38 protein-coding genes and 1 tRNA gene are annotated in these 22,564 nt (G+C 57.4%); 34 read left to right on the top strand and 5 right to left on the bottom strand.

All coding sequences use genetic code 11. The annotated features are described in order from the left end of the window. Positions 1-4 precede the first annotated feature (4 nt). The 5 genes from G3A56_RS09275 to G3A56_RS09255 form a co-directional block, all read right to left on the bottom strand. Complete coding sequence (locus tag G3A56_RS09275) at positions 5-286, bottom strand: hypothetical protein (RefSeq protein WP_164056334.1); 282 nt, start codon at positions 284-286, stop codon at positions 5-7. Beyond that, a complete protein-coding gene (locus G3A56_RS09270; RefSeq protein ID WP_164056333.1) occupies positions 283-828 on the bottom strand; it encodes a hypothetical protein in 546 nt (181 codons plus the stop codon). The genes G3A56_RS09275 and G3A56_RS09270 overlap by 4 nt, the downstream gene beginning before the upstream one ends. 4 nt (positions 829-832) lie before the next feature. Then, positions 833-1,597, bottom strand: coding sequence for a KilA-N domain-containing protein (locus G3A56_RS09265; protein WP_164056332.1), 765 nt, complete (start codon positions 1,595-1,597; stop codon positions 833-835). 14 nt (positions 1,598-1,611) lie between these two features. Next, on the bottom strand, positions 1,612-1,869 hold the full coding sequence (locus G3A56_RS09260) for a hypothetical protein (protein WP_164056331.1): 258 nt from the start codon (positions 1,867-1,869) through the stop codon (positions 1,612-1,614). Between the two features lie 152 nt (positions 1,870-2,021). Next, complete coding sequence (locus tag G3A56_RS09255; RefSeq protein WP_164056330.1) at positions 2,022-2,786, bottom strand: LexA family transcriptional regulator; 765 nt, start codon at positions 2,784-2,786, stop codon at positions 2,022-2,024. A 171-nt stretch (positions 2,787-2,957) separates the two neighbouring features. Between G3A56_RS09255 and G3A56_RS09250 the strand changes: the two genes are divergently transcribed. The 34 genes from G3A56_RS09250 to G3A56_RS09090 all read left to right on the top strand — a co-directional run bounded on the left by G3A56_RS09250 (position 2,958) and on the right by G3A56_RS09090 (position 22,562). Further along, entirely contained in the window at positions 2,958-3,119 is a 162-nt protein-coding gene (locus tag G3A56_RS09250; protein WP_164056329.1) for a hypothetical protein, read from the top strand. After that, positions 3,116-3,406 carry a hypothetical protein gene (locus G3A56_RS09245; protein WP_164056328.1) on the top strand — a complete coding sequence of 97 codons (291 nt, stop codon included), beginning with the start codon at positions 3,116-3,118 and terminating at the stop codon, positions 3,404-3,406. Before G3A56_RS09250 ends, G3A56_RS09245 begins: the two co-directional genes overlap by 4 nt. Positions 3,407-3,796: 390 nt before the next feature. After that, entirely contained in the window at positions 3,797-4,096 is a 300-nt protein-coding gene (locus G3A56_RS09240) for a hypothetical protein (RefSeq protein WP_164056327.1), read from the top strand. Beyond that, positions 4,093-4,389 (top strand): hypothetical protein, encoded by a 297-nt coding sequence (locus G3A56_RS09235; protein WP_164056326.1) that lies wholly within the window; start codon positions 4,093-4,095, stop codon positions 4,387-4,389. Before G3A56_RS09240 ends, G3A56_RS09235 begins: the two co-directional genes overlap by 4 nt. Next, complete coding sequence (locus tag G3A56_RS09230) at positions 4,386-4,589, top strand: hypothetical protein (RefSeq protein ID WP_164056325.1); 204 nt, start codon at positions 4,386-4,388, stop codon at positions 4,587-4,589. The genes G3A56_RS09235 and G3A56_RS09230 overlap by 4 nt, the downstream gene beginning before the upstream one ends. Continuing rightward, the gene (locus G3A56_RS09225) at positions 4,586-4,783 is read left to right on the top strand and encodes a hypothetical protein (protein WP_164056324.1); all 198 of its coding nucleotides are present in this window, start codon (positions 4,586-4,588) and stop codon (positions 4,781-4,783) included. The genes G3A56_RS09230 and G3A56_RS09225 overlap by 4 nt, the downstream gene beginning before the upstream one ends. Further along, positions 4,783-5,118, top strand: a complete 336-nt coding sequence (locus tag G3A56_RS09220; protein WP_164056323.1) for a hypothetical protein — start codon at positions 4,783-4,785, stop codon at positions 5,116-5,118. The genes G3A56_RS09225 and G3A56_RS09220 overlap by 1 nt, the downstream gene beginning before the upstream one ends. Further along, the gene (locus tag G3A56_RS09215; RefSeq protein ID WP_210255061.1) at positions 5,118-5,558 is read left to right on the top strand and encodes a hypothetical protein; all 441 of its coding nucleotides are present in this window, start codon (positions 5,118-5,120) and stop codon (positions 5,556-5,558) included. Before G3A56_RS09220 ends, G3A56_RS09215 begins: the two co-directional genes overlap by 1 nt. Further along, positions 5,555-6,583, top strand: coding sequence for a DUF6551 family protein (locus tag G3A56_RS09210; RefSeq protein ID WP_164056322.1), 1,029 nt, complete (start codon positions 5,555-5,557; stop codon positions 6,581-6,583). Before G3A56_RS09215 ends, G3A56_RS09210 begins: the two co-directional genes overlap by 4 nt. After that, positions 6,580-6,837 carry a hypothetical protein gene (locus tag G3A56_RS09205; RefSeq protein ID WP_164056321.1) on the top strand — a complete coding sequence of 86 codons (258 nt, stop codon included), beginning with the start codon at positions 6,580-6,582 and terminating at the stop codon, positions 6,835-6,837. Before G3A56_RS09210 ends, G3A56_RS09205 begins: the two co-directional genes overlap by 4 nt. A gap of 91 nt (positions 6,838-6,928) precedes the next feature. Then, the gene (locus G3A56_RS09200) at positions 6,929-7,138 is read left to right on the top strand and encodes a hypothetical protein (RefSeq protein WP_164056320.1); all 210 of its coding nucleotides are present in this window, start codon (positions 6,929-6,931) and stop codon (positions 7,136-7,138) included. Beyond that, complete coding sequence (locus tag G3A56_RS09195) at positions 7,135-8,067, top strand: ribonuclease H family protein (protein WP_164056319.1); 933 nt, start codon at positions 7,135-7,137, stop codon at positions 8,065-8,067. Before G3A56_RS09200 ends, G3A56_RS09195 begins: the two co-directional genes overlap by 4 nt. After that, on the top strand, positions 8,064-8,492 hold the full coding sequence (locus G3A56_RS09190; protein WP_164056318.1) for a hypothetical protein: 429 nt from the start codon (positions 8,064-8,066) through the stop codon (positions 8,490-8,492). The genes G3A56_RS09195 and G3A56_RS09190 overlap by 4 nt, the downstream gene beginning before the upstream one ends. Next, on the top strand, positions 8,489-9,103 hold the full coding sequence (locus G3A56_RS09185) for a DUF6362 family protein (protein ID WP_164056317.1): 615 nt from the start codon (positions 8,489-8,491) through the stop codon (positions 9,101-9,103). The genes G3A56_RS09190 and G3A56_RS09185 overlap by 4 nt, the downstream gene beginning before the upstream one ends. 383 nt (positions 9,104-9,486) lie before the next feature. After that, positions 9,487-9,564, top strand: a tRNA-OTHER gene (locus G3A56_RS09180). Positions 9,565-9,872: 308 nt separating this feature from the next. Continuing rightward, entirely contained in the window at positions 9,873-10,034 is a 162-nt protein-coding gene (locus G3A56_RS09175) for a hypothetical protein (RefSeq protein ID WP_164056111.1), read from the top strand. Positions 10,035-10,589: 555 nt separating this feature from the next. Next, on the top strand, positions 10,590-10,922 hold the full coding sequence (gp10, locus tag G3A56_RS09170; RefSeq protein WP_164056316.1) for a capsid staple protein: 333 nt from the start codon (positions 10,590-10,592) through the stop codon (positions 10,920-10,922). 2 nt (positions 10,923-10,924) lie between these two features. Beyond that, complete coding sequence (locus tag G3A56_RS09165) at positions 10,925-11,164, top strand: hypothetical protein (protein ID WP_164056315.1); 240 nt, start codon at positions 10,925-10,927, stop codon at positions 11,162-11,164. 27 nt (positions 11,165-11,191) lie between these two features. Further along, on the top strand, positions 11,192-11,434 hold the full coding sequence (locus G3A56_RS09160; RefSeq protein ID WP_164056314.1) for a spike base protein, RCAP_Rcc01079 family: 243 nt from the start codon (positions 11,192-11,194) through the stop codon (positions 11,432-11,434). A 2-nt stretch (positions 11,435-11,436) separates the two neighbouring features. Then, positions 11,437-11,877, top strand: a complete 441-nt coding sequence (locus tag G3A56_RS09155; protein ID WP_164056313.1) for a helix-turn-helix domain-containing protein — start codon at positions 11,437-11,439, stop codon at positions 11,875-11,877. Continuing rightward, on the top strand, positions 11,874-13,370 hold the full coding sequence (locus G3A56_RS09150; RefSeq protein WP_246230955.1) for a terminase: 1,497 nt from the start codon (positions 11,874-11,876) through the stop codon (positions 13,368-13,370). Before G3A56_RS09155 ends, G3A56_RS09150 begins: the two co-directional genes overlap by 4 nt. Positions 13,371-13,379: 9 nt before the next feature. Further along, complete coding sequence (locus G3A56_RS09145) at positions 13,380-13,676, top strand: hypothetical protein (protein ID WP_164056312.1); 297 nt, start codon at positions 13,380-13,382, stop codon at positions 13,674-13,676. 10 nt (positions 13,677-13,686) lie between these two features. Then, complete coding sequence (locus G3A56_RS09140; protein WP_164056311.1) at positions 13,687-13,902, top strand: hypothetical protein; 216 nt, start codon at positions 13,687-13,689, stop codon at positions 13,900-13,902. Position 13,903: 1 nt separating this feature from the next. Continuing rightward, positions 13,904-15,610, top strand: coding sequence for a portal protein (locus G3A56_RS09135; RefSeq protein WP_164056310.1), 1,707 nt, complete (start codon positions 13,904-13,906; stop codon positions 15,608-15,610). Beyond that, on the top strand, positions 15,607-15,900 hold the full coding sequence (locus tag G3A56_RS09130) for a hypothetical protein (protein ID WP_164056309.1): 294 nt from the start codon (positions 15,607-15,609) through the stop codon (positions 15,898-15,900). Before G3A56_RS09135 ends, G3A56_RS09130 begins: the two co-directional genes overlap by 4 nt. Positions 15,901-16,281: 381 nt before the next feature. Then, positions 16,282-16,680 carry a hypothetical protein gene (locus tag G3A56_RS09125; RefSeq protein WP_164056308.1) on the top strand — a complete coding sequence of 133 codons (399 nt, stop codon included), beginning with the start codon at positions 16,282-16,284 and terminating at the stop codon, positions 16,678-16,680. A gap of 3 nt (positions 16,681-16,683) precedes the next feature. Beyond that, the gene (locus G3A56_RS09120) at positions 16,684-17,679 is read left to right on the top strand and encodes a major capsid protein (protein WP_164056307.1); all 996 of its coding nucleotides are present in this window, start codon (positions 16,684-16,686) and stop codon (positions 17,677-17,679) included. A 25-nt stretch (positions 17,680-17,704) separates the two neighbouring features. Continuing rightward, complete coding sequence (locus tag G3A56_RS09115; protein ID WP_164056306.1) at positions 17,705-18,148, top strand: Bbp16 family capsid cement protein; 444 nt, start codon at positions 17,705-17,707, stop codon at positions 18,146-18,148. Then, positions 18,141-18,620 (top strand): hypothetical protein, encoded by a 480-nt coding sequence (locus tag G3A56_RS09110; protein WP_164056305.1) that lies wholly within the window; start codon positions 18,141-18,143, stop codon positions 18,618-18,620. Before G3A56_RS09115 ends, G3A56_RS09110 begins: the two co-directional genes overlap by 8 nt. 73 nt (positions 18,621-18,693) lie before the next feature. Then, positions 18,694-19,275 (top strand): phage connector family protein, encoded by a 582-nt coding sequence (locus G3A56_RS09105; protein ID WP_164056304.1) that lies wholly within the window; start codon positions 18,694-18,696, stop codon positions 19,273-19,275. Positions 19,276-19,278: 3 nt separating this feature from the next. Further along, positions 19,279-21,426, top strand: coding sequence for a hypothetical protein (locus G3A56_RS09100; RefSeq protein ID WP_164056303.1), 2,148 nt, complete (start codon positions 19,279-19,281; stop codon positions 21,424-21,426). Positions 21,427-21,464: 38 nt separating this feature from the next. Further along, a complete protein-coding gene (locus G3A56_RS29320) occupies positions 21,465-21,596 on the top strand; it encodes a hypothetical protein (RefSeq protein WP_281357700.1) in 132 nt (43 codons plus the stop codon). Further along, a complete protein-coding gene (locus G3A56_RS09095; protein WP_164056302.1) occupies positions 21,593-22,060 on the top strand; it encodes a hypothetical protein in 468 nt (155 codons plus the stop codon). Before G3A56_RS29320 ends, G3A56_RS09095 begins: the two co-directional genes overlap by 4 nt. A gap of 34 nt (positions 22,061-22,094) precedes the next feature. After that, positions 22,095-22,562, top strand: a complete 468-nt coding sequence (locus tag G3A56_RS09090) for a virion core protein, T7 gp14 family (protein WP_246230953.1) — start codon at positions 22,095-22,097, stop codon at positions 22,560-22,562. Positions 22,563-22,564: the final 2 nt, after the last annotated feature.

Genomic DNA, 22,564 nt, shown 5'->3' with positions numbered 1-22,564 from the left:
GCCATCACGCGGCGTCCCGTGCTTCCTTAGTCCCAAGCCCGCCCAGTGTGCAGAGTTCGGCCACCTTGCTGCCGGCTTCAGTAAGCTGAACGGCTTTGTACATCCTTCCCTGCTGCCCTTCAGTGATCTCCATAAGCCCCCGGCGAAAGAGGCTATCCACTCCATAGTTCGAAGTGTCGAGGGATCGCCCTCCAGCCGCAGACATGAGGGCATTTACCATCCGGCTGGATAGATCGATGCGAAACGCCGATCCCGTCACGTAATTGGCGAAGACGCTGTTAGTCACGAACGTTTCTCCTCGATCAGCAACGTTTTGACGTTGTCGATTTGCAAGACGGGCATGAGCGATTCCGCGGTTGGCATGCTTTCGAGGAACTGGCGGGCGTCATCGGTCGATAGGCCTCCGACCATGATTTTCTCTTGAGTTTCAAGGGATCGTCGCTCGATCGCCGTGCTTGCGGCTTTCAGCATGGCCTCGACAGCCTTCGTGGCAACGCGGCGCATCTCGGCCCGTTCTTCCTTTGTGGCCTGCCGGCCACTTTCGCGCCAGCCAAGATTGATATCCGGCGCGAATTCCTTCGGAATCCCAAGTCGCTCACATTCGGCGGCAACTTTTGCTCGCGCCTCATCTATCGCAATCTTTGCCGCCTTGACGGACTCGGCCCAGATTTCGTTTTGATCGTAGTGATAGCGGGTATCAAGCTGCTTCTCAAAGTCAGCCATCAGCTGCGCCGCGCGCGCTTTGGCATCGCTCTTGGCAACCCGCTCGCGCTGGCGGGCAATCTTGACCAGCGTGTCGCGGTCGGCGCGTGTCATAGGTTCGGTCATTTGCTCATCCCTTTAGATTTAGTTTACCCTGGCCCTGACGCTCGGCCGCGTAACTCAAAGCGGTATTCAAGAGCCCGTTCTTCATGCAGATGCGCGCTTTGTCAGGGTCGAAAAGACGCACTGCGGAATTTCCACGATCAGCCTTCAAGCCGCCGTCGATGCAGCATCCCATTTCAGCAAGACGATTCCCGAACCAAACAGTGGATCCACGAAGGCGCGGCGTGAGGTTAAAGTCATCCCATATGCGCTTTGCGGTGACGCCGTGGCGTAGGAGCAGGTTCCGCTCTGCCAGTTTGGCGGTGATCAACGTTTCGGCCATCTGCCCAGCAATAAGCGGCATTGCCTTTTCGATCTCGGTGACTTTGTGGGCAAGCATCTTGGCGATGCCATCAGTTCGCCGGATCAGTTCCAGAACGTCGGCTGGAATGCCCGAGGCGACTTTACCTTCCATCTTTTCCCTAGCTGCAGTGTTGCACCACATGTGAAAGTCGTGGTCGAGGTATTGGGCGTAGGCCATGCCCGCCTGCCAGTGGGCGAATGTCGCTCCACCCTTGCCTTTCTTGGTTTTTATAACCTGTGTGTGGCTCAGGTTATGGGCGAGGCCGACGGCAGCGATGAAGTTCCGGCCGTCAAAGCGCACCCAGTTGAACGGCTCCTTATTCGCGGGAGATCCGCAAGCCTTCCACATGTCTGTCAGGCAAAGGTCGTCGCCTTTGTCAGCGATTTTGTGTCCGTTGTAGGAGAGAGGCGACGGCGTTTGAGCGTTCATCAGTTCGCGCTCCCCTATTGAACCATAGGGCGGTTGATCTGCATCGCCTCAACGATGACCATCAACTCCTTCAGAAGCGCGGCGCGCATCGTCGGAACGACGAGGCTGTCGATCTCGTCTGCATCCGCTCCATGTTGCATGAAGTGGTTGCGCATCTGAGCGTCGGCTTCGGCCAGCTCAAGTGTGATCCCGACGGCAATAACATTTGCCTGATCGCGCCCCCATTTTTCGAGGGCGGCTCGGAAATCGTCTCCAAGAGGATCGGTCTGCATCTTTGCTCCATTGGTTTGGTGGAGCAAAATATCCGTCAAACGGAAAGCGTATGCAAGAAAAATATCTGTTTGACGGATAGAATATAAATGTTGACCAACGCGACGTCCTGAAATATCCGCGCATGGGCTGCGCGCGCGTGCTGATTATGGCTCTAATTCGGTATTTTCCTCAGCGCCGGCGTATGCTTGATCGTTCCTCGGGGTAGGACTGCGAAAATTTCCCCGATCCACTCAAGCCGCACGTCCTCGATCGGAGCCGCATTGAATGACATAAGCGTTATCGGAGAGCCCTTAACCACAGTCTTCAGGAAGCGCCGGCCGTCCGACGTTCGAACCGCTGCGTCTTCGCCGTAGAAATATTCCAACGGCTTTCGTTGCTCACGGTAGCAAACGATGACATAGCCGTCTTTGTACACGGGAAGCATACTCGCGCCCCGAACTTCAAAGGCAATCATGTCAGCCGGTAGGTCGAAGGGGATCACGATCTGATCAAGCCCTTCCGGCGGTATTTGCTCGAAATCGGGCATAATCTCAGCGCCAGCGCCGATATAACCCACGAGCGGCACAACGTTGTCGCCGCCTATTTCGTCACGGTAGAGGGCATTGATTTCCTCTGCACGCTTGCTCTCTGGTTCCACGCCCGAAACCCACCGGGCGACAGATGATTGTGACACGCCCAGGTGCTCAGCGAGCTTGGACTGGTTCCAGTGCTTGAGGCGTAGGATCGCCTTAACCTTTTCAATTGTTTTCATAATCTCAGACTTATCCGCTTTGCGGATGAAAATAAATAGCGTCGAACGGATAAGGTTAATTGACAGTTTAATCCGTTTGACGGATAGTTTGCCCGTTATGAACCCAATCAAATTCATCCGCACCCACATTCTGAAGGTCAACCAGGCCGATTTCGGAAAGATCATCAACTCCGCGCAGGCGGCAGTTTCGCGACTGGAGACTGGCGAGGTATCGCCAACTCTCGAACAGATCAGTCTCATCCGGGGCGAGGTTAAGCGCCGAGCTTTGAGCTGGGACAATGAATGGCTTTTCGGAGCGATCCCGCAGGACGCCCAAGAGAACCGGCGGATTCGGTCATGAGCGCCACCACCGCCGCCATCTGGCTCTCCAACCTTTCAACGTGGCCACCGGAACCCGCCCAAGTGTTGGCGACACGGTTTTGCCTTTCCATGTCTCAGGCACGCGAAGCCGTCGAGGAAGCCCGCAACATGAAGATGGTGCGGAGGGCTTTTGCATGAGCAAGCGCGACTTCACAAAGGTATCCCCGAACGTCTGGCAATCCTCGCGCTTCCGTAAGCTCGTCAGCGATGCCCAGCTTCTCTACCTGTATCTGCTGACGTGCGATCACCAAAACAGCGCTGGCTGCTTCCGTCTGCCCGATCTGTACGCTTGCTCTGATCTGGGATGGGAAGCCCCGCGGTTTCAGGCGGCGCGGTCGGCGCTAATCGAAGGCGATATGATCAGCTACGACAGCGATAGCTTTGAAATCTTTGTCCATCGCTGGTTCAAGCATAGCCCCCGATGAATGAAAACCACTCTGAGGGTACGCAGCGGCTCATCTCAAACATTGAGAGCGACACCGTAAGGGCTCGCGTCGAGGAAGAGTTTGAGGAGTCCAACGAACTCCGTCTGAAGCGGGCTGCTGAAAAGTCCGCACGCGATGCGGAACGTGAGGCGGCAAAAATGCGTGGGCCTCTCCCCCGACCGAGCGAAAGGGGGCTGTACTGATGAGACAGTCAAAATACCCTTTCGATACCGTATCCATACCGTGTGGAAATAAAGAGAAAGAGAAAGAGACCCAGACAAAGACCGAGACTGAAAACCGAGAAAAAGAAAAAAAACGAGAAAAGACCGAAGACAAAAGAAAAAGACCGTCATTTTTCGAAAGCGAAATCTTTGCCTGTGAGGTTTACAGATGAATCGCAGAGCAAGAAGGATCGCTGCAAAGAATGGCCTAGAGTGGGGAGTGGTTAAGCCACAAGGCACGTATCAAGAGCTCGGTGACAATGACGGACGCGACTTGCTCATGCAGGTCTTCAAGGCCGTAGCTGGTGAATCCTGCATCGAAGCGTTCGATGACGAAACGCTTTTCAACAGCACCATGTCTCTCATTGAGCATGGCTTTCTCAAAATCTGGTTTGCCATCGACGTGGATCAAATCCGCGTGCGCTTTGACATGCCCCACGTCGATCAACTGAAGGGGGGATTCTCATGATCCTACGCCCGATCTGTGATTATTTGGATTCCGATGGCCGTCGTTTCGTGTTTACCGGCTTCGGTGAATCAAACGGCCTTGCTTACGGCTTGGCTCTTGATCCCCGCCCCAAGCGCTGGCGCCATAAACGAGCCGCCTATGACCAGACGCTTGGCGATCTGATGGGCGAGAATGCCGTTCTTATCTGCCCTTGGCCCGCTAACGACTGGGCCATCGTGTCCTTCTTCAAATTCGCCCCAGATGAAAACCGCACCGGCTTCAAGTGCCGCGTCTATGGAGAGCACATCGCATGAAGATCGATAAAAAAAATAAGCCCACTGAGTTGGAAGTTATCCCTCATCAAAACCCTGTCACTGTCGAACTATGGGATGGCTTCATCTCCATTACCGAGAAGGGTTTGATGGAGGGTGATGTCAGCATCAGCATAGCCGGCAAGAGCAACCTCGACCTGTTGATTTCGGGCCTGCAGAAAGCTCGGGGGATGATGGAATGAGCGAGCATTGCGCTGAGGAATTCGAAATTCACGCCCAGGAAGCAACCACGGTAAAGGTTCTCGACCCTTTCCACGTGATGATCGAGCAGGAAGACGAAAACGCCCATGGCGGTCTCGTATCGATCAGCATTCGCGGCCCCCACAACCTCGACCAGCTTCTTTCTATCCTTACGAAAATCCGGAGGGAAATGTGATGATCCATAAACTTTCAACGGAATCTCATGGTGATCTCACTCCCGAAAGCCGCGCCGCTGTCGTTTCGGAAATATTCTGCTTCATGGCGACCAAGACGGAACCGGTACCATATGGCCGCATCCTTGAGCACGTCATGGAGACCTTTGAGGCTAAGGAAGAGCTCGTCTCCCTGTACGTCATGAACTCCGTTTTGCTGCTGATTAGCAACGGTCTGTTGTCGTCTAACACCTTCGAGCGGCCCGATGAGCACACAGAGTGGTTCATGGTTGAGCAGAAGACCACTGTCGGCCCTACGCGCCGGATGACGGCTATCTGCTACGGGGAGATAAACTGATGGGGACACTTGTTCATATTGAACCCGGCCATTGGGTTCTGTCGTTCCATCAGCCTTACGGCCTCTATGACGATAAGACGATGGAATCCCGCCTTGAGGAAATGGCTTTCCGCCACTGGATGGACGGCACCAGCGCCGACGAAATGTTCTTCGTCATGCAGGTGCGGAAGGTAATGCCGAACACATTCACTGTGTCAGGCAATGGCCGGTATATCAGCGAGGGCGAACGCCTATATCGCTGCAACGTCGTCGCCGCATTCGAAGCCAAGGAGGCTGGAATCGCCCTGCGCGATAAGCTGTTCGGCATTGGCGAAGATGTGGGCGACCGTATCGAAAAGGAAATGTATCGCCGCATCGAGAAGTTTTCCGAACGCGAGCGAGCCAAGGGCCTGAAGCGTGTTCATCGGTGCCTCCCTCAGTTTTTCGGGAGTGGCGAATGACAGATTTCCATACCATTGCCGACCGCGTAGTCGAGGAACTGCAAAAGCGCGGCCTGCCGGAAACCGATGACGCGACCGCGGAGCGCGTGGCTATCATCATTGCGAGCGAGTTCCCAACAGCCGCGGCCGAGCATGTGAGGTTGGCCATCAGCGCGGTCAACACTCGCATCATGTCCGGCGAATTGCGAGCGGTGGAAACGCTGCGCGCCATTAAGCCCGTAGGCACAAGCGGCCTCGATGTCGGTGAACCCGAGAACATCGAACCGATCTGCATGAGCGTCGATCCTGCAACTCTGTTTGTCGATCCCATGTATCAGCGCTCGATAGGCGAACGCGGCTTGAAGCAAATCCGGCGCATCATTGAAGGCTGGGACTGGAACAAGTTCAAGCCGCCCGCCTGCGCTTATGCGATGCATTGCGGCCAAACCGTTCTCAAGGTCTTCGATGGCCAGCATACGGCCATCGCTGCCGCCAGCCACCCTGGAATTACTGAGATCCCGGTGATGATCCACGAGGCCAAGGAGACTGCAGCGCAAGCCGCCGCCTTTGTCGGGCAGAATACAAACCGGCTCACCGTCACGGCTTTGCAGCTTCATCATTCGTCGCTGATCGCCGGCGACATGGATGCCCAGACCGTCGCCCAGGTATGTGAACGTGCTGGCGTCCGCATATTGCGGTTCTCTACCAAAAATTTCGAGCCGGGCGACACGGTGGCAATCAATGCGATTTCCCAACTGGTGGACAAGCGCGGCGCGATGAAAGCCCGCATCATCCTTGAGGTTCTGACGAAGGCCGAAATGGCGCCGATCGTCACGCCGCAAATCAAGGCCGTCGAGTTGCTGCTGACCGATGAGGAATATTGCCACGACATCAACGCCGAGAACCTGACAGCCGCGATTGCCGCCGATTGGTTCGCAGATCACGACGCCGCCAAGCAGCTGGCGCTAACCCACAAATGGCCGTTCTGGAAGGCACTTGCCATCACATGGTTCAGAAAGACCAAGAAGACGAGGAAGGTGGCATGAACAAGCCCGATGACATTCCCCAAGACATCTGGGATAAGGCGGTAGCCGTGACCTCAGTTATGCCGGCGTCGTTCGGCTGGCGAAAAATCACTGAGGCGGTCGCCGTCGCCCTGCTGGCAGAGCGCTCGCGCTGCGCATCGATCGTCAAGCTTCTCCCGCTCGGCCCGTTCAAGACGGCTGACGACGCTGTGAAGGCAGCGGAGACGCAGGCCGTCATTGCTGACGCCGTGATGAAAGCGGGGTTGGCGCCATGAACTTGAATGGTAACGCGGCTCTCGCCGTCATCGTCGTGGCAACGCTGCTCTTCTGGGCGTTCAAACTCTGGATGGAACACGGGAGGAGGAAATGATCCTGCTCGAAATCATCAAGACCCGTATCGCGTTGGCGCGGCGCATCAAGTTGCTTGAGGCGACGTTGAAAGACACGCAATGCCCGCGTCCTGCGAACGGCCAGCCACGGGACCAGAGCGCCGGCGACTGCATCAAGCTCGGTCTTTGCGGCTGCCACGTTGGATGCGCGCTCGGCGTGCAGCATAATGACGGGGGCGTGGCATGACATACACCTTCCCTCCATCGCTGCACCCGCTGCGCGACTATCTCAAGGGTCAAGGCGCTGACACCCGCGCTTTTGCATCCGCTCGACAGGCGGCATTTATGGCACAGCAGTTGCTCGGCACCCGCGTCAAGTTTCCCGATAAGGGCGCCGACATGACTTCGACGCTTTTCATGATCCAGAAGGCCGTCACCGAAAAGGATATTCTGGTGCGGAATATCCCTGCCGCGATCGATGGGAAAGCGAAGAAGATGAAATCCGCAAGTGGCTTATCGAAGCGCGAAGTTCGCCACCTCTCGAAAGAGGACTGGAACAAGCGGAATCGCAAAGAGCGCATCAAAGAAAGGTTTCCGGCCGAGAAGTTTAGCGAGGGCCTTCACATTTTCTGCGACGGCGCTTCTGTTCCTAATCCCGGCGTCGGTGGATGGGGCGTTGTCGTCTATGAGGATGGGGCAGAAATCGCGTCGGCTTTTGGCGGTGATCCAGATACCACAAACAATCAGATGGAGCTTACCGGCCTCCTCAATGCCCTAGAGCAGGCATGGAAGCACATCACCGAGTGGCCAGAAGTGACGATTTGGTGCGATAGCCAGTATTGTGTCAAAGGCGTCAACGAGTGGATGCCTGGCTGGAAGGCAAAAGGCTGGCAGCGGGGCGGAGCAAACGCCGAGCCACAGAACCGCGTCGTTATGAACGTCGACCTCTGGAAAGCCATTGATGAAAAGATGCAAGAGTTTCCAAAATTTGGAAAGATTCATGTCCGCTGGGTGAAAGGTCATCACGGCGTTGCCGGTAACGAGCGCGCCGACCAGCTGGCCGAACAGGGGCGACTTGAAGCCGAAGAACGCGGCAGGAGCGAAGACGAGCTTTCGCTGCTGGATCAGGTCAATGACCTCGATGCCCGCTTCAAGCAGATCATGGGGGCGGTGTGAAGCATACCGTCAACATCTTCAAGGTGGCCCGAGAATGCGGCGTCATCCTGCGCGACTGGCGGCACCACAGCCCGACCAGCCGCAAGGGGCGAGAATGCTTCTGCAAGCCGACTGTGCGCGAGATCGGCCAGCTGCATGGCGAGGATCATCTGCGCCTTGTCCTGATGCTGATCACCGGCAACCCGCGAAACTCTGGCGAGCTCTATGCCGATGTCATCAAAGCGGTGTCCCGGCTGCTAGCCGCAAATCCAGACCTGATGCGCCGGCCGTCGCTGGTGCCAGACTTCAATCAAATAGACTTGAGCGCCGTTCGGCGTGGTGCTCGATCAACGGCGAGGAAATACGGAGTGGCTGCAAGCGACGAGATCCTTGGAGCCCTGAGAATGCATTTCGGCCTTTGGCCATATCGAGGAGCGGCAGCATGACGGTATTCGCGGAATGGACATATGAGCAGGTGCGGGCGCAGATCATCGAGGCGGCTCACACGCTACGCGCCTCTCCTGCCGACGCTGGGCCGGGACTGAAGACCGGCGCCATGGCATCGGTGCTGCACGAGATGGTCGGTGCGTTCGGTGAGAGCGAACATAACGTGCGCCGTGCGCCGCCGTCGGCAGGAGCGATAAGCCGGATGCATCAGGTCTGGGACTGGATAAACGCCTACCTCGATGAGGAAGGGCGGAAGATGATTTACGAATATTCGTTCATCAAAATCCGAAAAGGCATGTACCTTGAGGCCTACCTTCGGAAAATCGACATGTCGAGACGAACTTTCGACCGCCGAATTCAGGCGTATTGTCAACAGATTGCGGACAACCTCAACCAAAAGCATCAAATCCGGTTGACGACCTCGCTGGACGGCGTGGCGCAAATCGACATAGAACACGCATCAACAACGGTAGCTTCAAAGAAATGCGCCACGGACTGGCGAGACGAAGAAGTCGCCGGCCAGAAGGGAAAAGTGAGGGCTGATAACCTCGCTTACGCCCAATGGCGCAACGAACGCCGCCGGCAGCTTCTGGAGCGTGCCGAACGGTAGGCCGCAATCGACCCTTCTCCGCGGAGAATTCGAACACCGGGACACCGGGCGCGGCGTAAATTCGCCGCCAGCGTGAAGCTCGAAAGCGCGAGGCGGCATAAAGACGGTGAGGCTCAGCGGGCGGATCGAAGCCAGTCGTGGCCACCAAGCCAGGTTAGTAGGGAATGGCCATCGAACACCCGGCAGCTATTCGCCCAACAGGGCAACGGAATGCGAGGCGGTCCAAGCGCGGGAGACTTGGGTAAGGGTCACTGCAGAAGACATTTCCGGTGAGATCACGACGCAAAAACTCGCCGTCTTGCATGTATATCGGCAGAGCGTGCGGCATGTAGCCCATAGGGTGAAGCGACGTAGTTTCTGCGGATAACCCAGAGGATAGACAGGCTCCCGTAGCTCAGTCGGATAGAGCGCCGTCGAAACAGAGTTGGTGGAGGTCGCGGGATCGAGGCCCGTCGGGAGCCTGCCTCTGGGGCAAATCAGATCGTCAGTGAGAGCCGGGAAGGCGAAGCGACGAGACCGGGCGGCGGTCCTCATCCGAGCGGGATGTAATCTTGAGGTAAAGACAGTCCCGCTAGTCGGTTAAACGGCAGACGAAAGCCCAGGTAGGCTGCCACCCTTCGGGGCCGATTATGGTGCGCCCGTACATTTCACCAGCCCCGCCCGTAACAAGGTGGGGCTGATCGATTCCGAGAGTGGCCTAGGACAAAGGGCGGCCCTGCGGGTGACCTAGCGGGTTTCGCCGACCCGGCCCAAAGCGGCGGAGGATTTCATGAAGGCTCTGACGCCAAAGACAGAAGCAGAGCAGACGGTGGACGATTTAGTGATGCTGGTTCGAAAACTAGTCCGCAAGCTGCCGAAAGACGCAGAATTGCGGGCTAAGGCGCTGGACTACTTATCGCGCAAAGGCCTCATGGGTAGTCCACTGCGCTGATCGTCTGAACCCCATTCACCCGCCCACATGGAGAGAGCGATGACCGCCGAGGTATTGCAGCACTGTGAGACGTGCGCAGGGACAGGTTTTGCTGATCGGGTCCACCGCGGAACGTTTCGGCCGGGCAACTGCGACGAATGCCGTGGCAGAGGTTGGGTGCCCGCTGTGCCTGCTCCGTATTATCACAGCTTCTTTCGGTGGGCTTGGTTGAGAGTGACCGGCTACCGCGACGCATACGGGCGCAAGGCCGCTCTTTTCCTCCCATGGGACTGACCACATGACCACCACCGAGAAAGAGCGGGAGAGGGTTATTCGTCGACAAGCTTCACGGTGACATCAAATACCTTTTTGAACTTTTTCAGAAAGGCCCCGCACTTTGCGCATTTCGCTTCGATGGTGTCTTGGTTGGCCGGGCCGAAGTTTGAATATTGAACGTCAATTTCGTTCGTTGCTCCACAGGCAGAGCACTTAATCATGAGCGTGTCCTTGTGACTTTGGTTCGTGTTCAAGAAGCACAGAGACTAGCTCATTTCAAACCTTAAGGGGTAGAACCAAATGGCTGAACTCGTCGACCTGGCCCGCACAAAGGCCGAAAAGAAGGCTGAAACCGACCGTTGGGAGAAAGCCTCCGCGGAGGACCGGCCCGATTACCCGTATGGCCTGAACCTGTTTCTCGATTATGAGACGCTGAAGAAGCTCGGCATGACGGATCACGACTTCGACGCCGGCCTGCCCGTGACGATTCATGCGGAAGCGATGATCTCGGAGGATCGTGTGGAAGTCATCAACGGCGAAAAGCGCCATTCGATATCGCTTCAGGTTCAGAAGATGGCGATCGGCCAGGGCGCCGACAAAGATGTCGCTGAAAAGTTCTACAAGAAGGCCTGACAATGGGTGAGGTCGTTTACAAAGACGGCGACCGCATCCTTTCAGAGCGCGGCCAGAACCAAGACTGCATCGAATGTCTCGAAGGGCTGCTGGAAAAAGCCAAGGGTGGCGAGATCTGCGGCGTCGCGGTTGCCATCCAGTATTCGGACAGGTCAACGGGCGAGACTGTTGCCGGCTTCATCTGGAACCGGTGTGTCATCGGCTCTCTGGCATTCCTGACGAAGCGCCTGACGCAAGATTAACAGCACACATTTCAAGGAAGCTGCGCGATGGTCGAACGCAATCAATACGGCACAGAGCCGGGACGTCTCTTCAGCATCGCCAAGAGCGATACCGTCGATCTCGAAAACGATACTCGTGCGCTGATCATCGGCACAGAGGGCGATATCAAAATCACTGACGACAAAGGCGCGGTAGGCACTTTCACCATGCCTGCCGGCGTCTTCCCCATTCGAATTCGTCGCGTGTGGTCTACAGGAACAACCGCAGGCGGCCTTGTCGGGATTTACTGAACATGGCGCGTCAGACCTCGTACAAGCCCGAGTATGCGGAACAGGCTGAAAAGCTCTGCGAGCAGGGGCTTACGGATAAGCAGCTTGCCGAATTCTTCGGGGTGTCTGATCGCACTATCCAGCGCTGGAAGATAGAGTACCCGGAATTCTGTCAGTCCTTAAAGGTTGGCAAGGACATTTCGGACGAGGCCGTCGAGCGCAGTCTGTTTCAAAGGGCTATCGGTTATTCTCATCCTGATGTCGATATCAAGGTCATTGATGGCCAGGTGGTGAAGACCGAAGTCACCAAGCACTACCCGCCTGATACGGTCGCAGCCATCTTCTGGCTGAAGAACCGGAAGCCAAAGGATTGGCGCGACAAGCAGGAAGTCGAGCTTAACGTCAACGGCTCGCTCGCTGAGCGTCTCAATCGAGCCAAGGCAAGGAAGCCTGAACAGAAATGATACCAGCACAGAAGCGCGACCCGGATGAAGACATTCTGGACGCCGCCGCTGAATATCAGTTCGACCCGCAAGGATGGTCCCTGTTCGCGTGGGATTGGGGTCAGGGCAATCTGAAGGACATGGAAGGGCCGCGCGAGTGGCAGGCGGATATCAACGAAGAGATACGCCAGCACCTTAACAGCGAGAACCGATACCAGCCTTTGCAGATCGCCGTTGCAAGCGGTCACGGTATCGGCAAGTCGGCAGAAATGGGCATGCTCGCAAATTGGGCCATGTCCTGCTTTGCTGATTGCAAGATTGTCGCCACCGCAAACACTGAAAGCCAGCTGCGAACGAAGACGTCGCCGGAAATCGGCAAGTGGTTCCGCTCATCGATCACGTCGCACTGGTTTGATGTGCAGGCCATGTCGGTCAAGGCGCGAGACGCGGAGCATTCAGACCTGTGGCGACTCGATTTCGTCGCGTGGTCTGCCCACAACACGGAAGCCTTTGCCGGTCTGCACAACAAGGACAAGATAATCGTCCTGATGTTCGACGAGGCCTCAAAGATTGCGGATAGCGTCTGGGAAGTGGCGGAAGGCGCGCTGACTGACGAAAACACGATCATCATCTGGATTGTCTTCGGCAACCCGACGCAGAACACCGGGCGATTCCGCGAGTGTTTCCGTCGCCATCGTCGGCGCTGGATAAGGCGACAGATCGATAGCCGGTCGGTGCCAGGCACCAACAAGAAGAAGCTTGACCAGTGGGTCGAGGACTATGGCGAAGACCATGATTTCGTAAAGGTGCGAGTGCGCGGCATGTTTCCATCGGCTTCAGCAAAGCAGTTCATATCGGTCGATGATGTGGACGCTGCCCAGAAAGTCCACCTGCGCAAAGAGCAGTATGACTTCGCTCCGAAAATCATCGGCGTTGATCCCGCTTGGACAGGTGACGACGAACTGGTCATCTACTTCAGACAGGGGCTTTACTCGAAGCTGCTGCTGACCATGCCGAAGAACGATAACGACATCCTGGTCGCCAACCATGTGGCGCGCTTCGAGGACGAACTTGAAGCGGATGCGGTCTTCATCGACCTTGGCCATGGAACAGGCATCTATTCGGCGGGCATCACGCTCGGCCGCACATGGCAACTTGTGAGCTTCGCAGAAAAGAGCGTGGACCGCGGCTGCCTGAACAAGCGTGCCGAGATGTGGAAGGGAATGCGCGACTGGATCAAAACAGGTGGCGCGATCGATCCGAAGGACGACGTTCTCTATCAAGACCTGATCGGCCCGGAACTGATTGCGCGCGTTGACGGCAAGCTCCAGCTGGAGAGCAAGGAAGACATGAAGGCGAGAGGCCTGCCGTCTCCAAACCGTGCTGACGCGCTCGGCCTGACCTTCGCGCGCCCTGTGGTGGCAAGGGAACGCGGCGATGAACGCTACAATCACAGCCGTGACACCAGCTACGGCGGCTCATCCCAGAGCGACGATTACAACCCCTATTCTTGAGGTCCGAACATGGAACCTGATGATTTTGACCTGCTGCTTCAACGGCAGCATGAGCGCCTCTGCTCGCTTGAACGCGCCAAGAACGCCGCCACGAACGGACGACTGTTCGCCGGCATGGTGTTCCTGCTGATCTTGGCTGTTGCTGCAACCGGCTCGCATCCGGTCCTGTGGCTTGCTGTGCTGCCTTTGGCGTCCATCGGCGCCGCTTACCTTGCCGATGTCATTGGCCCGCGCTGGGAGCGTCCTCTGTCGATTGTTGCGCTGGCGTTCGCCGTCTTCTCCCTCCTCGTTTTTCTCTACCTGTAAGGAAGCCAACATGTGCGTTTTCTCAAGCAAGGCAGCAGCGCCGGCCGCTACTCCCGCTCTTCCTGTCGAATACGCTGCCCAGCGAGCACCGACGAAGGATGCTTCAGCTGCTGCTGCGAACAATGCGAAGGACAAGCTGAAGTCAGCCGCGCCGACGATGCTGACCGGCAACGAAGGCGTCGGCGCCGTGGATGCTACAGGCAAGAAGATGCTGCTGGGTGCCTAATATGGACGATGCAATCCGGTCGCGGCACGAACGGCGCTTAGCCGCCCTCAAGAAAGAACGAAACGACTATGAGGCGCTGTGGCAGGAACTGAACGACTTCATCGCTCCCGGCAGATACCGCAAAGGCGACGCCAAGGAAACGAAGGGCCGGCCGCAGAATAGCCGGATCGTCGATAACTCGCCCTTGCTGGCCCACCGTGTCGCGAGATCCGGCATGCAAGCGGGTCTCACGTCTCCAACCCGCCCGTGGATGCGATACAGCACCTTCGACGACGACATGAAGGAATTCGGGCCGGTCAAGAATTACCTGTACCAGTCCACCCGTAAGGCTCGGGACAAGCTGGCCGTCTCGAACATCTACAATTGCCTTCACAGCGGGTACGGCGACGAACTGCTGTTCGGGCAGTTCTGCATGATCCTCACGACCAACAAGGGCGCTCTGCATGGCATCATGCCGGTTGCTGGTCAGTACTGGCTTGCAGCGAGCGGTCAGCAGCGTGTCGATACCTGCTATCGCCGGGTATGGATGACTGTTGAACAGGTCGTTGGCCGCTTCGTTGTTCAGGCGAATGGCGATATGGACTGGTCGAAGACGTCCACGACGATCAAGAACTGCTGGGATAAGGGCAGCTACGACGATTGGGTCGAGGTCTTCAACGCGATTGAGCCGCGCCATGACCGAAACCCCAATATCCCGACGAAGGCCCACAAGCCGTTCATGTCGAACTATTGGGAGGCAGGGGGGCCGAGCAAGGTGATGCTGGAAATCAGCGGGTTCGACCGCAATCCAATCATAGCGCCTCGCTGGGACATCGTGGGCGAAGACGTCTATGCCGCCTACTGCCCCGGCATGGATGCGTTGCCTGACGTGAAGATGCTCCAGAAGGAGCAAATCTGGAAGGGGCAAGGTATCGAGCACCAGGTTAAACCGGCTGTGGTTGCCCCGACGGCGCTCCGCAACAAGCGGAACTCATCCCTTCCGGGTTCTGTCACTTATGTGGATGAAACGAACCAGAACGCCGCCTATCGCCGCGCCTTCGACGTCAACATCTCCGTGGGAGACTTGGCGGCCGATATCAAGGACGTCGATAACCGCATCAACCGGGCTTTCTTCGCTGACCTGTTCATGGCGATTTCGAACATGCAGGGCATTCAGCCAAAGAATGTCTATGAGCTTACCCAGCGCAAGGAAGAGCAGCTTCAGCAGCTTGGCCCGACCGTAGAACGCCAGCACCATGAGCTTATCATGCCGCTGGCCGATTGGGTGTTCGGCACGCTCGATGACCTCAACGAACTGCCGGAGCCTCCGCAAGAACTGGAAGGCGTTGAACTCAAGATCGAAAACATCTCGACGCTGGCCCAGGCGCAGCTTGCTGTTTCCACAGGCTCTATCGAACGGTTCCTTGCCTTCGTCGGGAACATCAGTGGGGGCAATGCGCAAGCGATGGACAAGGTCGATTTCGACCAGGCTATCGACGAATACGGCGATGCTGTCGGTGTAGTGCCGACCATCGTTCGCGCAGATGACGAAGTCCGGAAGATTCGGGCTGATCGCGCCGAACAGCAACGCGCAGCGGCTTCCGCTGAAATGGCCTCCAAGATGGCACCTGTCGTCAAACAGGGTGCCGAGGCCGCGCAGTTGCTCGCTGAAACTGACGAGACGGGCGGGCCAGCCGCGTTGCTGAGCCGTCTAGGGGTCGCAGGATGACGAAAACAAGGGACGAAACAGAACTCGAACTGTCAACGCAGTTCGTGCTGGAGCACCCGCGCGCTCGCGAATTCATCTGGTGGATCATTGCACAGTGCGGCGTCTACAGCGCTGCGCCTGTGGTCAATGGCGAAACCGGTATTTCCATCGGCCGCCGCGTGATCGGCGTGACCATCATCAATCAACTCAACACCGTCGAGCCCACTGCCTACGCTCAAATGATGATCGAGGCACATAACCGCTCGGAGAAACGATCGAGGGAAGAGCATGAAACATCTTCTGAGGAATAGCGTCGCCTTTGCTCCCGCAGATGAGGGGCTTCCGGTGCCGGCGCTGGTGGCGATAGCGCGGCAGAGGCTGCCAAGGGCGCTGACACGATCCTCTCTGGCGTTCCCGCCGCTGTCGAAGGCGACAACGGCTCTGCTGACAGCGATAAGGCCAAGGCCGCCGCTTCCGACTGGAAGGAGTACGTTCCTGATAGCGCCAAGTCCGCCGAAGACAATGCCAAGCTGAAGGCGGAACACGACAAGACGAAGCCACAGGAAGCCGACGACAAGAACAAGGCGGCTGCCGATCCTGCTGACACTGTTCCCGAAGACGGTAAGTACACCATTGCTCTGGGCGACGGCATCGAGCTCGACGAAGCCCTTCTGGAGAAGGCCTCTCCCGTCATGAAGGAAATCGGCCTCACCAACGCACAGGCGACGAAGCTTGCCGGCGTTCTGGCTGAACAGCGCAAGACTGAATTCGACGCTCTCAACGAGCGACACCAGAAAATTACAGAGGACTGGCAGAAGGAAATTCGCACCGACAAGGACTTCGGCGGCGACCACCTGAAGGAAAACGTCCTCAAAGCAGATCGTGTGATTGCAACGTTCGGTGACGATGCGTTCCGCCGCGATCTGGTTGAACTCGGGATTGGCAACCATCCCGGTCTATTCCGGCTACTGGCCCGTGTCGGCAACGCTCTCAGTGATGACAAGCCCCTCACGTCGGAAACTCCAGCCGCCTCTGCAAAGTCTCCTGAAGAGGCGATGTACGGCGCAACCACTCCAACCCAACGAGGTTAAGACATGGCCACTGTCGGCAACATGTATCCCACGCTCTCCGACCTGAAAAAGCAGGAATGGGGCGATGACATTGCAACCATCATCGACATGCTCGTCCAGTTCAACAGCATGTACGAAGACGCTCCCATTCTCGAATGCAACATGGGCACGTCGCACCTGACCACCGTTCGCACCGGCCTGCCGGTTCCGACCTGGCGCAAGCTCTACAAGGGCGTAATGCCTACGAAGGGCACCACGGCGCAGGTCAAGGATGCGACCGGTATGCTGGAAGACTGGTCCGAAGTTGACGCAAAGCTCGTCGACATCGCCAAGAACCCGGCGAAGTTCCGCCTGAATGAAGCCAAGGCTCATATTGCCGGTATGGCAAACATGCTCGGCTCCACCGTCTACTACGGCGATACCGACGTCATGCCGGAACGCTTTACGGGCCTTCATCCCCGCTTCAACTCGAAGACTGCAGCCAACGGCCGGCAGATCATCGACGCAGGCGGTACCGGATCGGATAACACCTCCATCTGGTTCGTCACCTGGGGCGAGGACTCGGTTCACCTTCTCTATCCGGAAGGCACCAAGGCTGGTCTTCAGCGCGAGGACAAGGGCAAGACCACGAAGGAACTGCCTGACGGTTCGCTTTATGATGTCTACCGCGAGAAGTTTTCGCAGGACATCGGCCTGTCCGTCCGCGACTGGCGCGGCGTTGCCCGCATCGCGAACATCGACGTGTCCGACCTTCGGGCGAATGCCACGGCCGGTGGCGCCGACCTCATCAATCTGATGATCGATGGCTACTACGCCTTGCAGAACCCCAACCAGCCGAACGGCAAGACGGTCATCTACGCGCCGAAGACGGTGCAGACCTTCCTGCACAAGCAGGCCATGAACAAGACCAACGTGAACCTCACGCTCGACCAGAGCCAGGGCAAGCCGGTTGTTTCGTTCCTCGGCCTTCCGATCCGCCGGGATGACAACATCCTCGAAACCGAAAGCCAGATCGTCTAACGGCGGTCGAAGAAGGGTTGAAACAATGATTTTCGACGCACAGAACCTCTTTTCGGATGCGCAGGTCATCACGGCCTCTGCACCGTCCACGAACGTCATCGACTTCGGCGCCAGCGGTAAACCCGTTGGCGCTGCTGCAAACATCCGCAAGGATCTCGGCCGCGGCGGCAAAGTCTCGCTTCGTGTCCAGATGGTCGAAGCTGCACTGGCTGCCGGTGCCGCAACGCTCACCGTGGAATTGCAGACCGATGACAACGAAGCCTTCTCGTCTCCGAAGACCGTCTGGACCTCGGGAGCGATTGGGAAGGCGTCCTTGGTCGCCGGCTACGTCTTCCCGATCGACTATCTGCCCCGTGGCACAGACGAGCGCTATGCCCGCCTGAACTACACCGTCGCAACCGGCCCGCTGACCGCTGGCAAGATTACGGCCGGCGTCGTCGCTGCCGGGGAGGACAACAACTATGACTAAGCTCGTGCGCGCCCTGCGGGCAGGTGTTTACGGCCATCTCCGTGAAGAAGGCGATATCTTCGAAGTAGCGGAGGATCGCCATTTCTCCAAAGCCTGGATGGAGGAGGTCTCGAAAAACGAAGCGGCAAAACAGCGCAAGGCGGAACAGGCGGTGCCGGAAGCTGAGCGCGGCGTTGCCACTTCTACCATTGCCGACAACGCTGTGATTGAAGCCCTCAAAGCCGACCTGGCTGCAAGGGATGCGGAAATCGATCGTCTGAAACGCGGCAAGAAGGCTCCCGCGGAGCCGAAGACCGCATCGTCCAGCGACGAACCCGAGAAGACGCCAGCCGAAGTCCTTGCCATGGGCAGCGACGGCAACGTCGAATTCATGACGTTCAAGGCCGCCGCTCGCAAGATCCTCGGGGATGCGCTCCCTGCGACGAAGGCTGAAATCATCGCCGCGCTTGAGGACAAGGCAACGCAGCCCTGACCGCTGCCGAACCATCACAACAACCAGAAAGCCCGGCTTCTCGTCGGGCTTTTTTCATTCTTGGAGATAGGTCGTGGCTTCAGTCGTCAGCATTTGCAACACAGCGCTTTCGCATATCGGTAAGGCGACAATCTCCGATATCAACGAGCAGTCGGAAGAAGCCAACCAGTGCAAGCTGCACTATGGGCTGACCCGTGACACGATGCTGCAAGGCTTCAACTGGCAATTCGCCAACAGGAAGCTCGTGCTGGCCGAAGTTGCCAACCCATGGCCGGAAAGATGGGAACGCGCCTACACGCGCCCTACGGACTGCCTGAAGCCGATCCGCATCATTCCTGAAGTCGATCCCCGCATGAGCACCGATGAAATCCCTTATGAGGCCGGGGAAGGCTTGATTTTCACCAGCCAGTCGGCTGCCAAGCTCGAATACACTCGCCTTATCGACGATCCGGCCCGGTTTCCTCCGCTCTTCCTTGACGCTCTCTGCTGGGCGCTGGCGACGAAGATTTGCCTTCCGCTGACCAAGGATCAATCGCTACGCAAAGATGCATTCCAGATCGCCGCACAGACGCTGAACGCGGCACAGGTGTCAGACGCGAACGAACAGCAGGACAGCTACGATTATCCGTCCACCTTTATCCGCGCGAGGGGCTGAGCCATGGCAATCTTGCGCACGATGCAGCCTGCTTTCACTGCCGGCGAACTTAGCCCGGCACTGTGGGCGCGTGTGGACCTTTCCAAGTATCAATCCGGATTGAAGATTGCGAAGAACGTCTTCGTGCATCCGCACGGCGGCGCATCGAACCGAACGGGACTGGAGTTCATCGGCAGGGTAAGAGGGTCAGGTTTCTCCGTGCTGATCCCCTTCGTCTACGACGCCGAAACCGACCAGACCTATAATCTCGAATTCTCGCACCTGAAAATGAGGGTTTATCGCGCTGGTGCACCTATCCTCCGTTCTGCAAAGAACATCACCGCAATCACGACGGCAAACCCGGCTGTAGTCACTTCTGCTGCCCATGGTTACGCGAACGGGCAAGAGGTGTTTCTTGCAGGCGTTGGTGGCACCACGGCCTTGAACGGGCGGAACTTCATCATTCGCAACGCGACGACCAACACCTTCACGCTTGAAGATTTGCTCGGCAACGCCGTCAGCACCGTCGGCATGCCGGCATATGTCAGCGGCGGAACAACGCGTGCGCTTTACGAGATCGATTCCCCGTATACGTCCGACCAAGTCAGCCGCGTATGTTTCGCGCAAGAGAATGACGTCGTGTATCTGACCCATCAAAAGCACGCACCACGCAAACTTTCACGTCTTGCTGACGACAACTGGGCCTTCTCAATCCCGTCCTTCTCACCGTCAATCGGGCCGCCCGGTGCGCCGAGTGTTTCGCAAATTGTCAACACGGCTGGAGCACCCGGATATCAGGCGACGACATACAGCTACAAGGTTGCCAGCGTTTCGGAATTGAACGGTGAGGAAAGCTTGCCGTCCGGTGCCGGTTCGACCGTGAACGACCTCGATATTGCCAAGGATGGCCAGAACGGCAAGAACCGGATCGCATGGGGCGCCGTCGGCGGTGCCGCTCGTTACATCGTCTACAAGGAAGACAATGGTGTTTTCGGCTATATCGGCGGAACCGTTGGCACTTACTTTGACGACGAGAACATTACGGCGGACTTGAGCAACACTCCGCAGGCGGGCTACAACCCCTTCGCAAGCGCCGGGAACTATCCCGCTACGGTGAATTTCTTCGAGCAACGTCTTGCTCTAGCCGGTACCGAGAATATTCCGTCCGGCGTCTGGCTTGGTCAATCCGCCAACTACGAGAACTTTGGCGCGGCTACCCCAGCCAAGGCGAGCGATGCCATCACCTTCCGTGTAAAGTCAAAGGAAAAGAACTCCATCAGGGCGCTCGGTGAATCTCGCGGCTTGGCGGTCTTCACCTCTGCAAACGAGTTCAATGTGTCCGGTGGGTCTGAGGACTTCCTAAGTCCGTCGCAGACCGTCGTGAAAAAGCAAAGCAACCGTGGATCAAGCTTCGTTCAGCCAATCGCCGTCGGTGACGTGATGCTGTTCAACGTCGCGCGCGGTGGCGTCATTCGTGACTACAGCTACGAGTTCTCGAATGACAACTTCACGGGCAAAGACCTGACCATTATGTCCCGGCACCTTTTCGAGGGTCGCAGGGTGATCTCCTGGGCTTATGCGCAGGCGCCATATTCGATCGTCTGGGTGATCCTCGATAATGGCCAATGCGTAAGCCTTACCTACATGCGCGAACATGATGTCTGGGCTTGGACGCAGCACGAGACGAACGGCGTATTCGAATGCGTGAACGTTGTTCCTGAAGGCGACGAAGACGCCGTTTACTTCGTCGTTCGGCGGACTGTGCAAGGTGTCGATCACCGCTACATCGAGCGACTGCACACGAGGATGTTCACGGCTTCGAGCGATGCGTTCTTCGTCGACAGTGGCCTGACCTATGAGGGTCCAGCCATCAAGTCCCTGCGTGGTCTGTATCATCTTGAAGGCAAGGCGGTCGTCGCGTTGGCTGACGGCAACGTCGTGAAGGACTTGGTCGTCTCAAACGGCACTGTCACCCTGCCGATCGCCGCCGCGAAGATCCATGTCGGCCTGCCTTTCGAGGCCATCATGAAAACTCTCGATATCGATCTGGGTAGCGTTCAGGGTATGGGTCTATTCAAGGCCGGCAGAAGTCGATCGCAAACATCACCCTGCGCGTCGAACGAACCCGCGGTATCTGGGTCGGGCCGAGTGAAAACAAGCTTCATGAACTGAAGCAGCGACAGTTTGAAAACTGGAACGAAGCAATCCGGTTGGCTACCGACGATGTCGAGATAACACCGACGTCAGAGTGGACGAAAGGCGGCACAATGGTCGTCAAACAGTTCGATCCGCTGCCGATGACGATCCTTGCGATTATGCCTGACTTGAAGGTGGGTGCATGAGCTTTCGCATAATAGAGACCACGGACGCCCATTTGCTGGCTATTGCGCCCCGTATGCGCGAAGCAGACGCCGCTGAGGTGTTTGCCGCCACGGGGCGCTCGCCGTTGTCAGCGCTCCGTTACTCGGTCGCCAGATCGGATTTTTCTTACACCATCGAGTTCGATGGCCAGCCGGAAACCGTATTCGGCTGCGGAACAGTCAATCTGGTCTGCCGGATCGGCGCACCGTGGTTGCTCGGCTCCGACGCTCTTGAGCGATACTACCGGCACTTCCTAAAAGGCTCCCGGTTCTGGGTGTCGAAGATGCGGCGGGAATACAGCGGGCTCCGCAACATCGTCGACGACAGGAACGAGGTTTCCAAGCGCTGGCTACAGTGGCTCGGCTTCACGCTGAGCGAGCCTATTCCGATGGGATATGAACAGCGGCCTTTCCGCATATTTGAGATGAAAGAAACCAATGTGTGATTTCGGATTGGTCTTGACCGCTGCGTCAACGCTCGTGGGCGCGGCCGGCGCGAAACAGTCGGCAGACGCGAATGCCGCCGCGCAGGAATACAACGCAAAAGTTGCCGATATGAACGCAACGCTTGCGGAGCGCCGCGCCCGCAACGCTCTGGAGCGGGGCCGTGAAGCTGAGCAGCTGAAGCGGCAGGAAGTCTCGCAGCTGCAAGGCAAGCAAAAAGCAGCCATGGCCGCAAATGGCGTTGACCTCACGTTCGGCTCGCCGCTCGACACTCTCGTCAGCACAGCGACGCTCGGGGAAATCGATGCGCTCACAATTCGGAAGAACGCCGCCAACGAAGCTTACGATTACAAGGTGGACGCCGTGAACAAGCGGTCTGATGCGGCACTGAGCCGCGCCAACGCAACGAACACGAAGAAGGCAGGCAATCTTGCTGTTGCCAGCACGGTGCTCACGGGGGCTGCGAAGGGCTTCGGTGATTACAGCCTAAGATATGGAAAGTGACA

Source organism: Rhizobium oryzihabitans, assembly GCF_010669145.1.
GTDB lineage: Bacteria > Pseudomonadota > Alphaproteobacteria > Rhizobiales > Rhizobiaceae > Agrobacterium > Agrobacterium oryzihabitans.
Note: the sequence above shows the minus strand (reverse complement) of the source record. Positions and strands in the feature narration are given on the sequence as shown.

What these genes read in the sequence shown, in the direction of transcription:
- G3A56_RS09270 (WP_164056333.1), bottom strand. Translation starts at nt 828, where the DNA reads ATGACCGAACCTATGACACGCGCCGACCGCGACACGCTGGTCAAGATT.
- G3A56_RS09265 (WP_164056332.1), bottom strand. Translation starts at nt 1,597, where the DNA reads ATGAACGCTCAAACGCCGTCGCCTCTCTCCTACAACGGACACAAAATC.
- G3A56_RS09260 (WP_164056331.1), bottom strand. Translation starts at nt 1,869, where the DNA reads ATGCAGACCGATCCTCTTGGAGACGATTTCCGAGCCGCCCTCGAAAAA.
- G3A56_RS09255 (WP_164056330.1), bottom strand. Translation starts at nt 2,786, where the DNA reads ATGATCTTTCCGAAATCGGCCTGGTTGACCTTCAGAATGTGGGTGCGG.
- G3A56_RS09250 (WP_164056329.1), top strand. Translation starts at nt 2,958, where the DNA reads ATGAGCGCCACCACCGCCGCCATCTGGCTCTCCAACCTTTCAACGTGG.
- G3A56_RS09245 (WP_164056328.1), top strand. Translation starts at nt 3,116, where the DNA reads ATGAGCAAGCGCGACTTCACAAAGGTATCCCCGAACGTCTGGCAATCC.
- G3A56_RS09240 (WP_164056327.1), top strand. Translation starts at nt 3,797, where the DNA reads ATGAATCGCAGAGCAAGAAGGATCGCTGCAAAGAATGGCCTAGAGTGG.
- G3A56_RS09235 (WP_164056326.1), top strand. Translation starts at nt 4,093, where the DNA reads ATGATCCTACGCCCGATCTGTGATTATTTGGATTCCGATGGCCGTCGT.
- G3A56_RS09230 (WP_164056325.1), top strand. Translation starts at nt 4,386, where the DNA reads ATGAAGATCGATAAAAAAAATAAGCCCACTGAGTTGGAAGTTATCCCT.
- G3A56_RS09225 (WP_164056324.1), top strand. Translation starts at nt 4,586, where the DNA reads ATGAGCGAGCATTGCGCTGAGGAATTCGAAATTCACGCCCAGGAAGCA.
- G3A56_RS09220 (WP_164056323.1), top strand. Translation starts at nt 4,783, where the DNA reads ATGATCCATAAACTTTCAACGGAATCTCATGGTGATCTCACTCCCGAA.
- G3A56_RS09215 (WP_210255061.1), top strand. Translation starts at nt 5,118, where the DNA reads ATGGGGACACTTGTTCATATTGAACCCGGCCATTGGGTTCTGTCGTTC.
- G3A56_RS09210 (WP_164056322.1), top strand. Translation starts at nt 5,555, where the DNA reads ATGACAGATTTCCATACCATTGCCGACCGCGTAGTCGAGGAACTGCAA.
- G3A56_RS09205 (WP_164056321.1), top strand. Translation starts at nt 6,580, where the DNA reads ATGAACAAGCCCGATGACATTCCCCAAGACATCTGGGATAAGGCGGTA.
- G3A56_RS09200 (WP_164056320.1), top strand. Translation starts at nt 6,929, where the DNA reads ATGATCCTGCTCGAAATCATCAAGACCCGTATCGCGTTGGCGCGGCGC.
- G3A56_RS09195 (WP_164056319.1), top strand. Translation starts at nt 7,135, where the DNA reads ATGACATACACCTTCCCTCCATCGCTGCACCCGCTGCGCGACTATCTC.
- G3A56_RS09185 (WP_164056317.1), top strand. Translation starts at nt 8,489, where the DNA reads ATGACGGTATTCGCGGAATGGACATATGAGCAGGTGCGGGCGCAGATC.
- G3A56_RS09175 (WP_164056111.1), top strand. Translation starts at nt 9,873, where the DNA reads ATGAAGGCTCTGACGCCAAAGACAGAAGCAGAGCAGACGGTGGACGAT.
- gp10 (WP_164056316.1), top strand. Translation starts at nt 10,590, where the DNA reads ATGGCTGAACTCGTCGACCTGGCCCGCACAAAGGCCGAAAAGAAGGCT.
- G3A56_RS09165 (WP_164056315.1), top strand. Translation starts at nt 10,925, where the DNA reads ATGGGTGAGGTCGTTTACAAAGACGGCGACCGCATCCTTTCAGAGCGC.
- G3A56_RS09160 (WP_164056314.1), top strand. Translation starts at nt 11,192, where the DNA reads ATGGTCGAACGCAATCAATACGGCACAGAGCCGGGACGTCTCTTCAGC.
- G3A56_RS09155 (WP_164056313.1), top strand. Translation starts at nt 11,437, where the DNA reads ATGGCGCGTCAGACCTCGTACAAGCCCGAGTATGCGGAACAGGCTGAA.
- G3A56_RS09150 (WP_246230955.1), top strand. Translation starts at nt 11,874, where the DNA reads ATGATACCAGCACAGAAGCGCGACCCGGATGAAGACATTCTGGACGCC.
- G3A56_RS09145 (WP_164056312.1), top strand. Translation starts at nt 13,380, where the DNA reads ATGGAACCTGATGATTTTGACCTGCTGCTTCAACGGCAGCATGAGCGC.
- G3A56_RS09140 (WP_164056311.1), top strand. Translation starts at nt 13,687, where the DNA reads ATGTGCGTTTTCTCAAGCAAGGCAGCAGCGCCGGCCGCTACTCCCGCT.
- G3A56_RS09135 (WP_164056310.1), top strand. Translation starts at nt 13,904, where the DNA reads ATGGACGATGCAATCCGGTCGCGGCACGAACGGCGCTTAGCCGCCCTC.
- G3A56_RS09130 (WP_164056309.1), top strand. Translation starts at nt 15,607, where the DNA reads ATGACGAAAACAAGGGACGAAACAGAACTCGAACTGTCAACGCAGTTC.
- G3A56_RS09125 (WP_164056308.1), top strand. Translation starts at nt 16,282, where the DNA reads ATGAAGGAAATCGGCCTCACCAACGCACAGGCGACGAAGCTTGCCGGC.
- G3A56_RS09120 (WP_164056307.1), top strand. Translation starts at nt 16,684, where the DNA reads ATGGCCACTGTCGGCAACATGTATCCCACGCTCTCCGACCTGAAAAAG.
- G3A56_RS09115 (WP_164056306.1), top strand. Translation starts at nt 17,705, where the DNA reads ATGATTTTCGACGCACAGAACCTCTTTTCGGATGCGCAGGTCATCACG.
- G3A56_RS09110 (WP_164056305.1), top strand. Translation starts at nt 18,141, where the DNA reads ATGACTAAGCTCGTGCGCGCCCTGCGGGCAGGTGTTTACGGCCATCTC.
- G3A56_RS09100 (WP_164056303.1), top strand. Translation starts at nt 19,279, where the DNA reads ATGGCAATCTTGCGCACGATGCAGCCTGCTTTCACTGCCGGCGAACTT.
- G3A56_RS09095 (WP_164056302.1), top strand. Translation starts at nt 21,593, where the DNA reads ATGAGCTTTCGCATAATAGAGACCACGGACGCCCATTTGCTGGCTATT.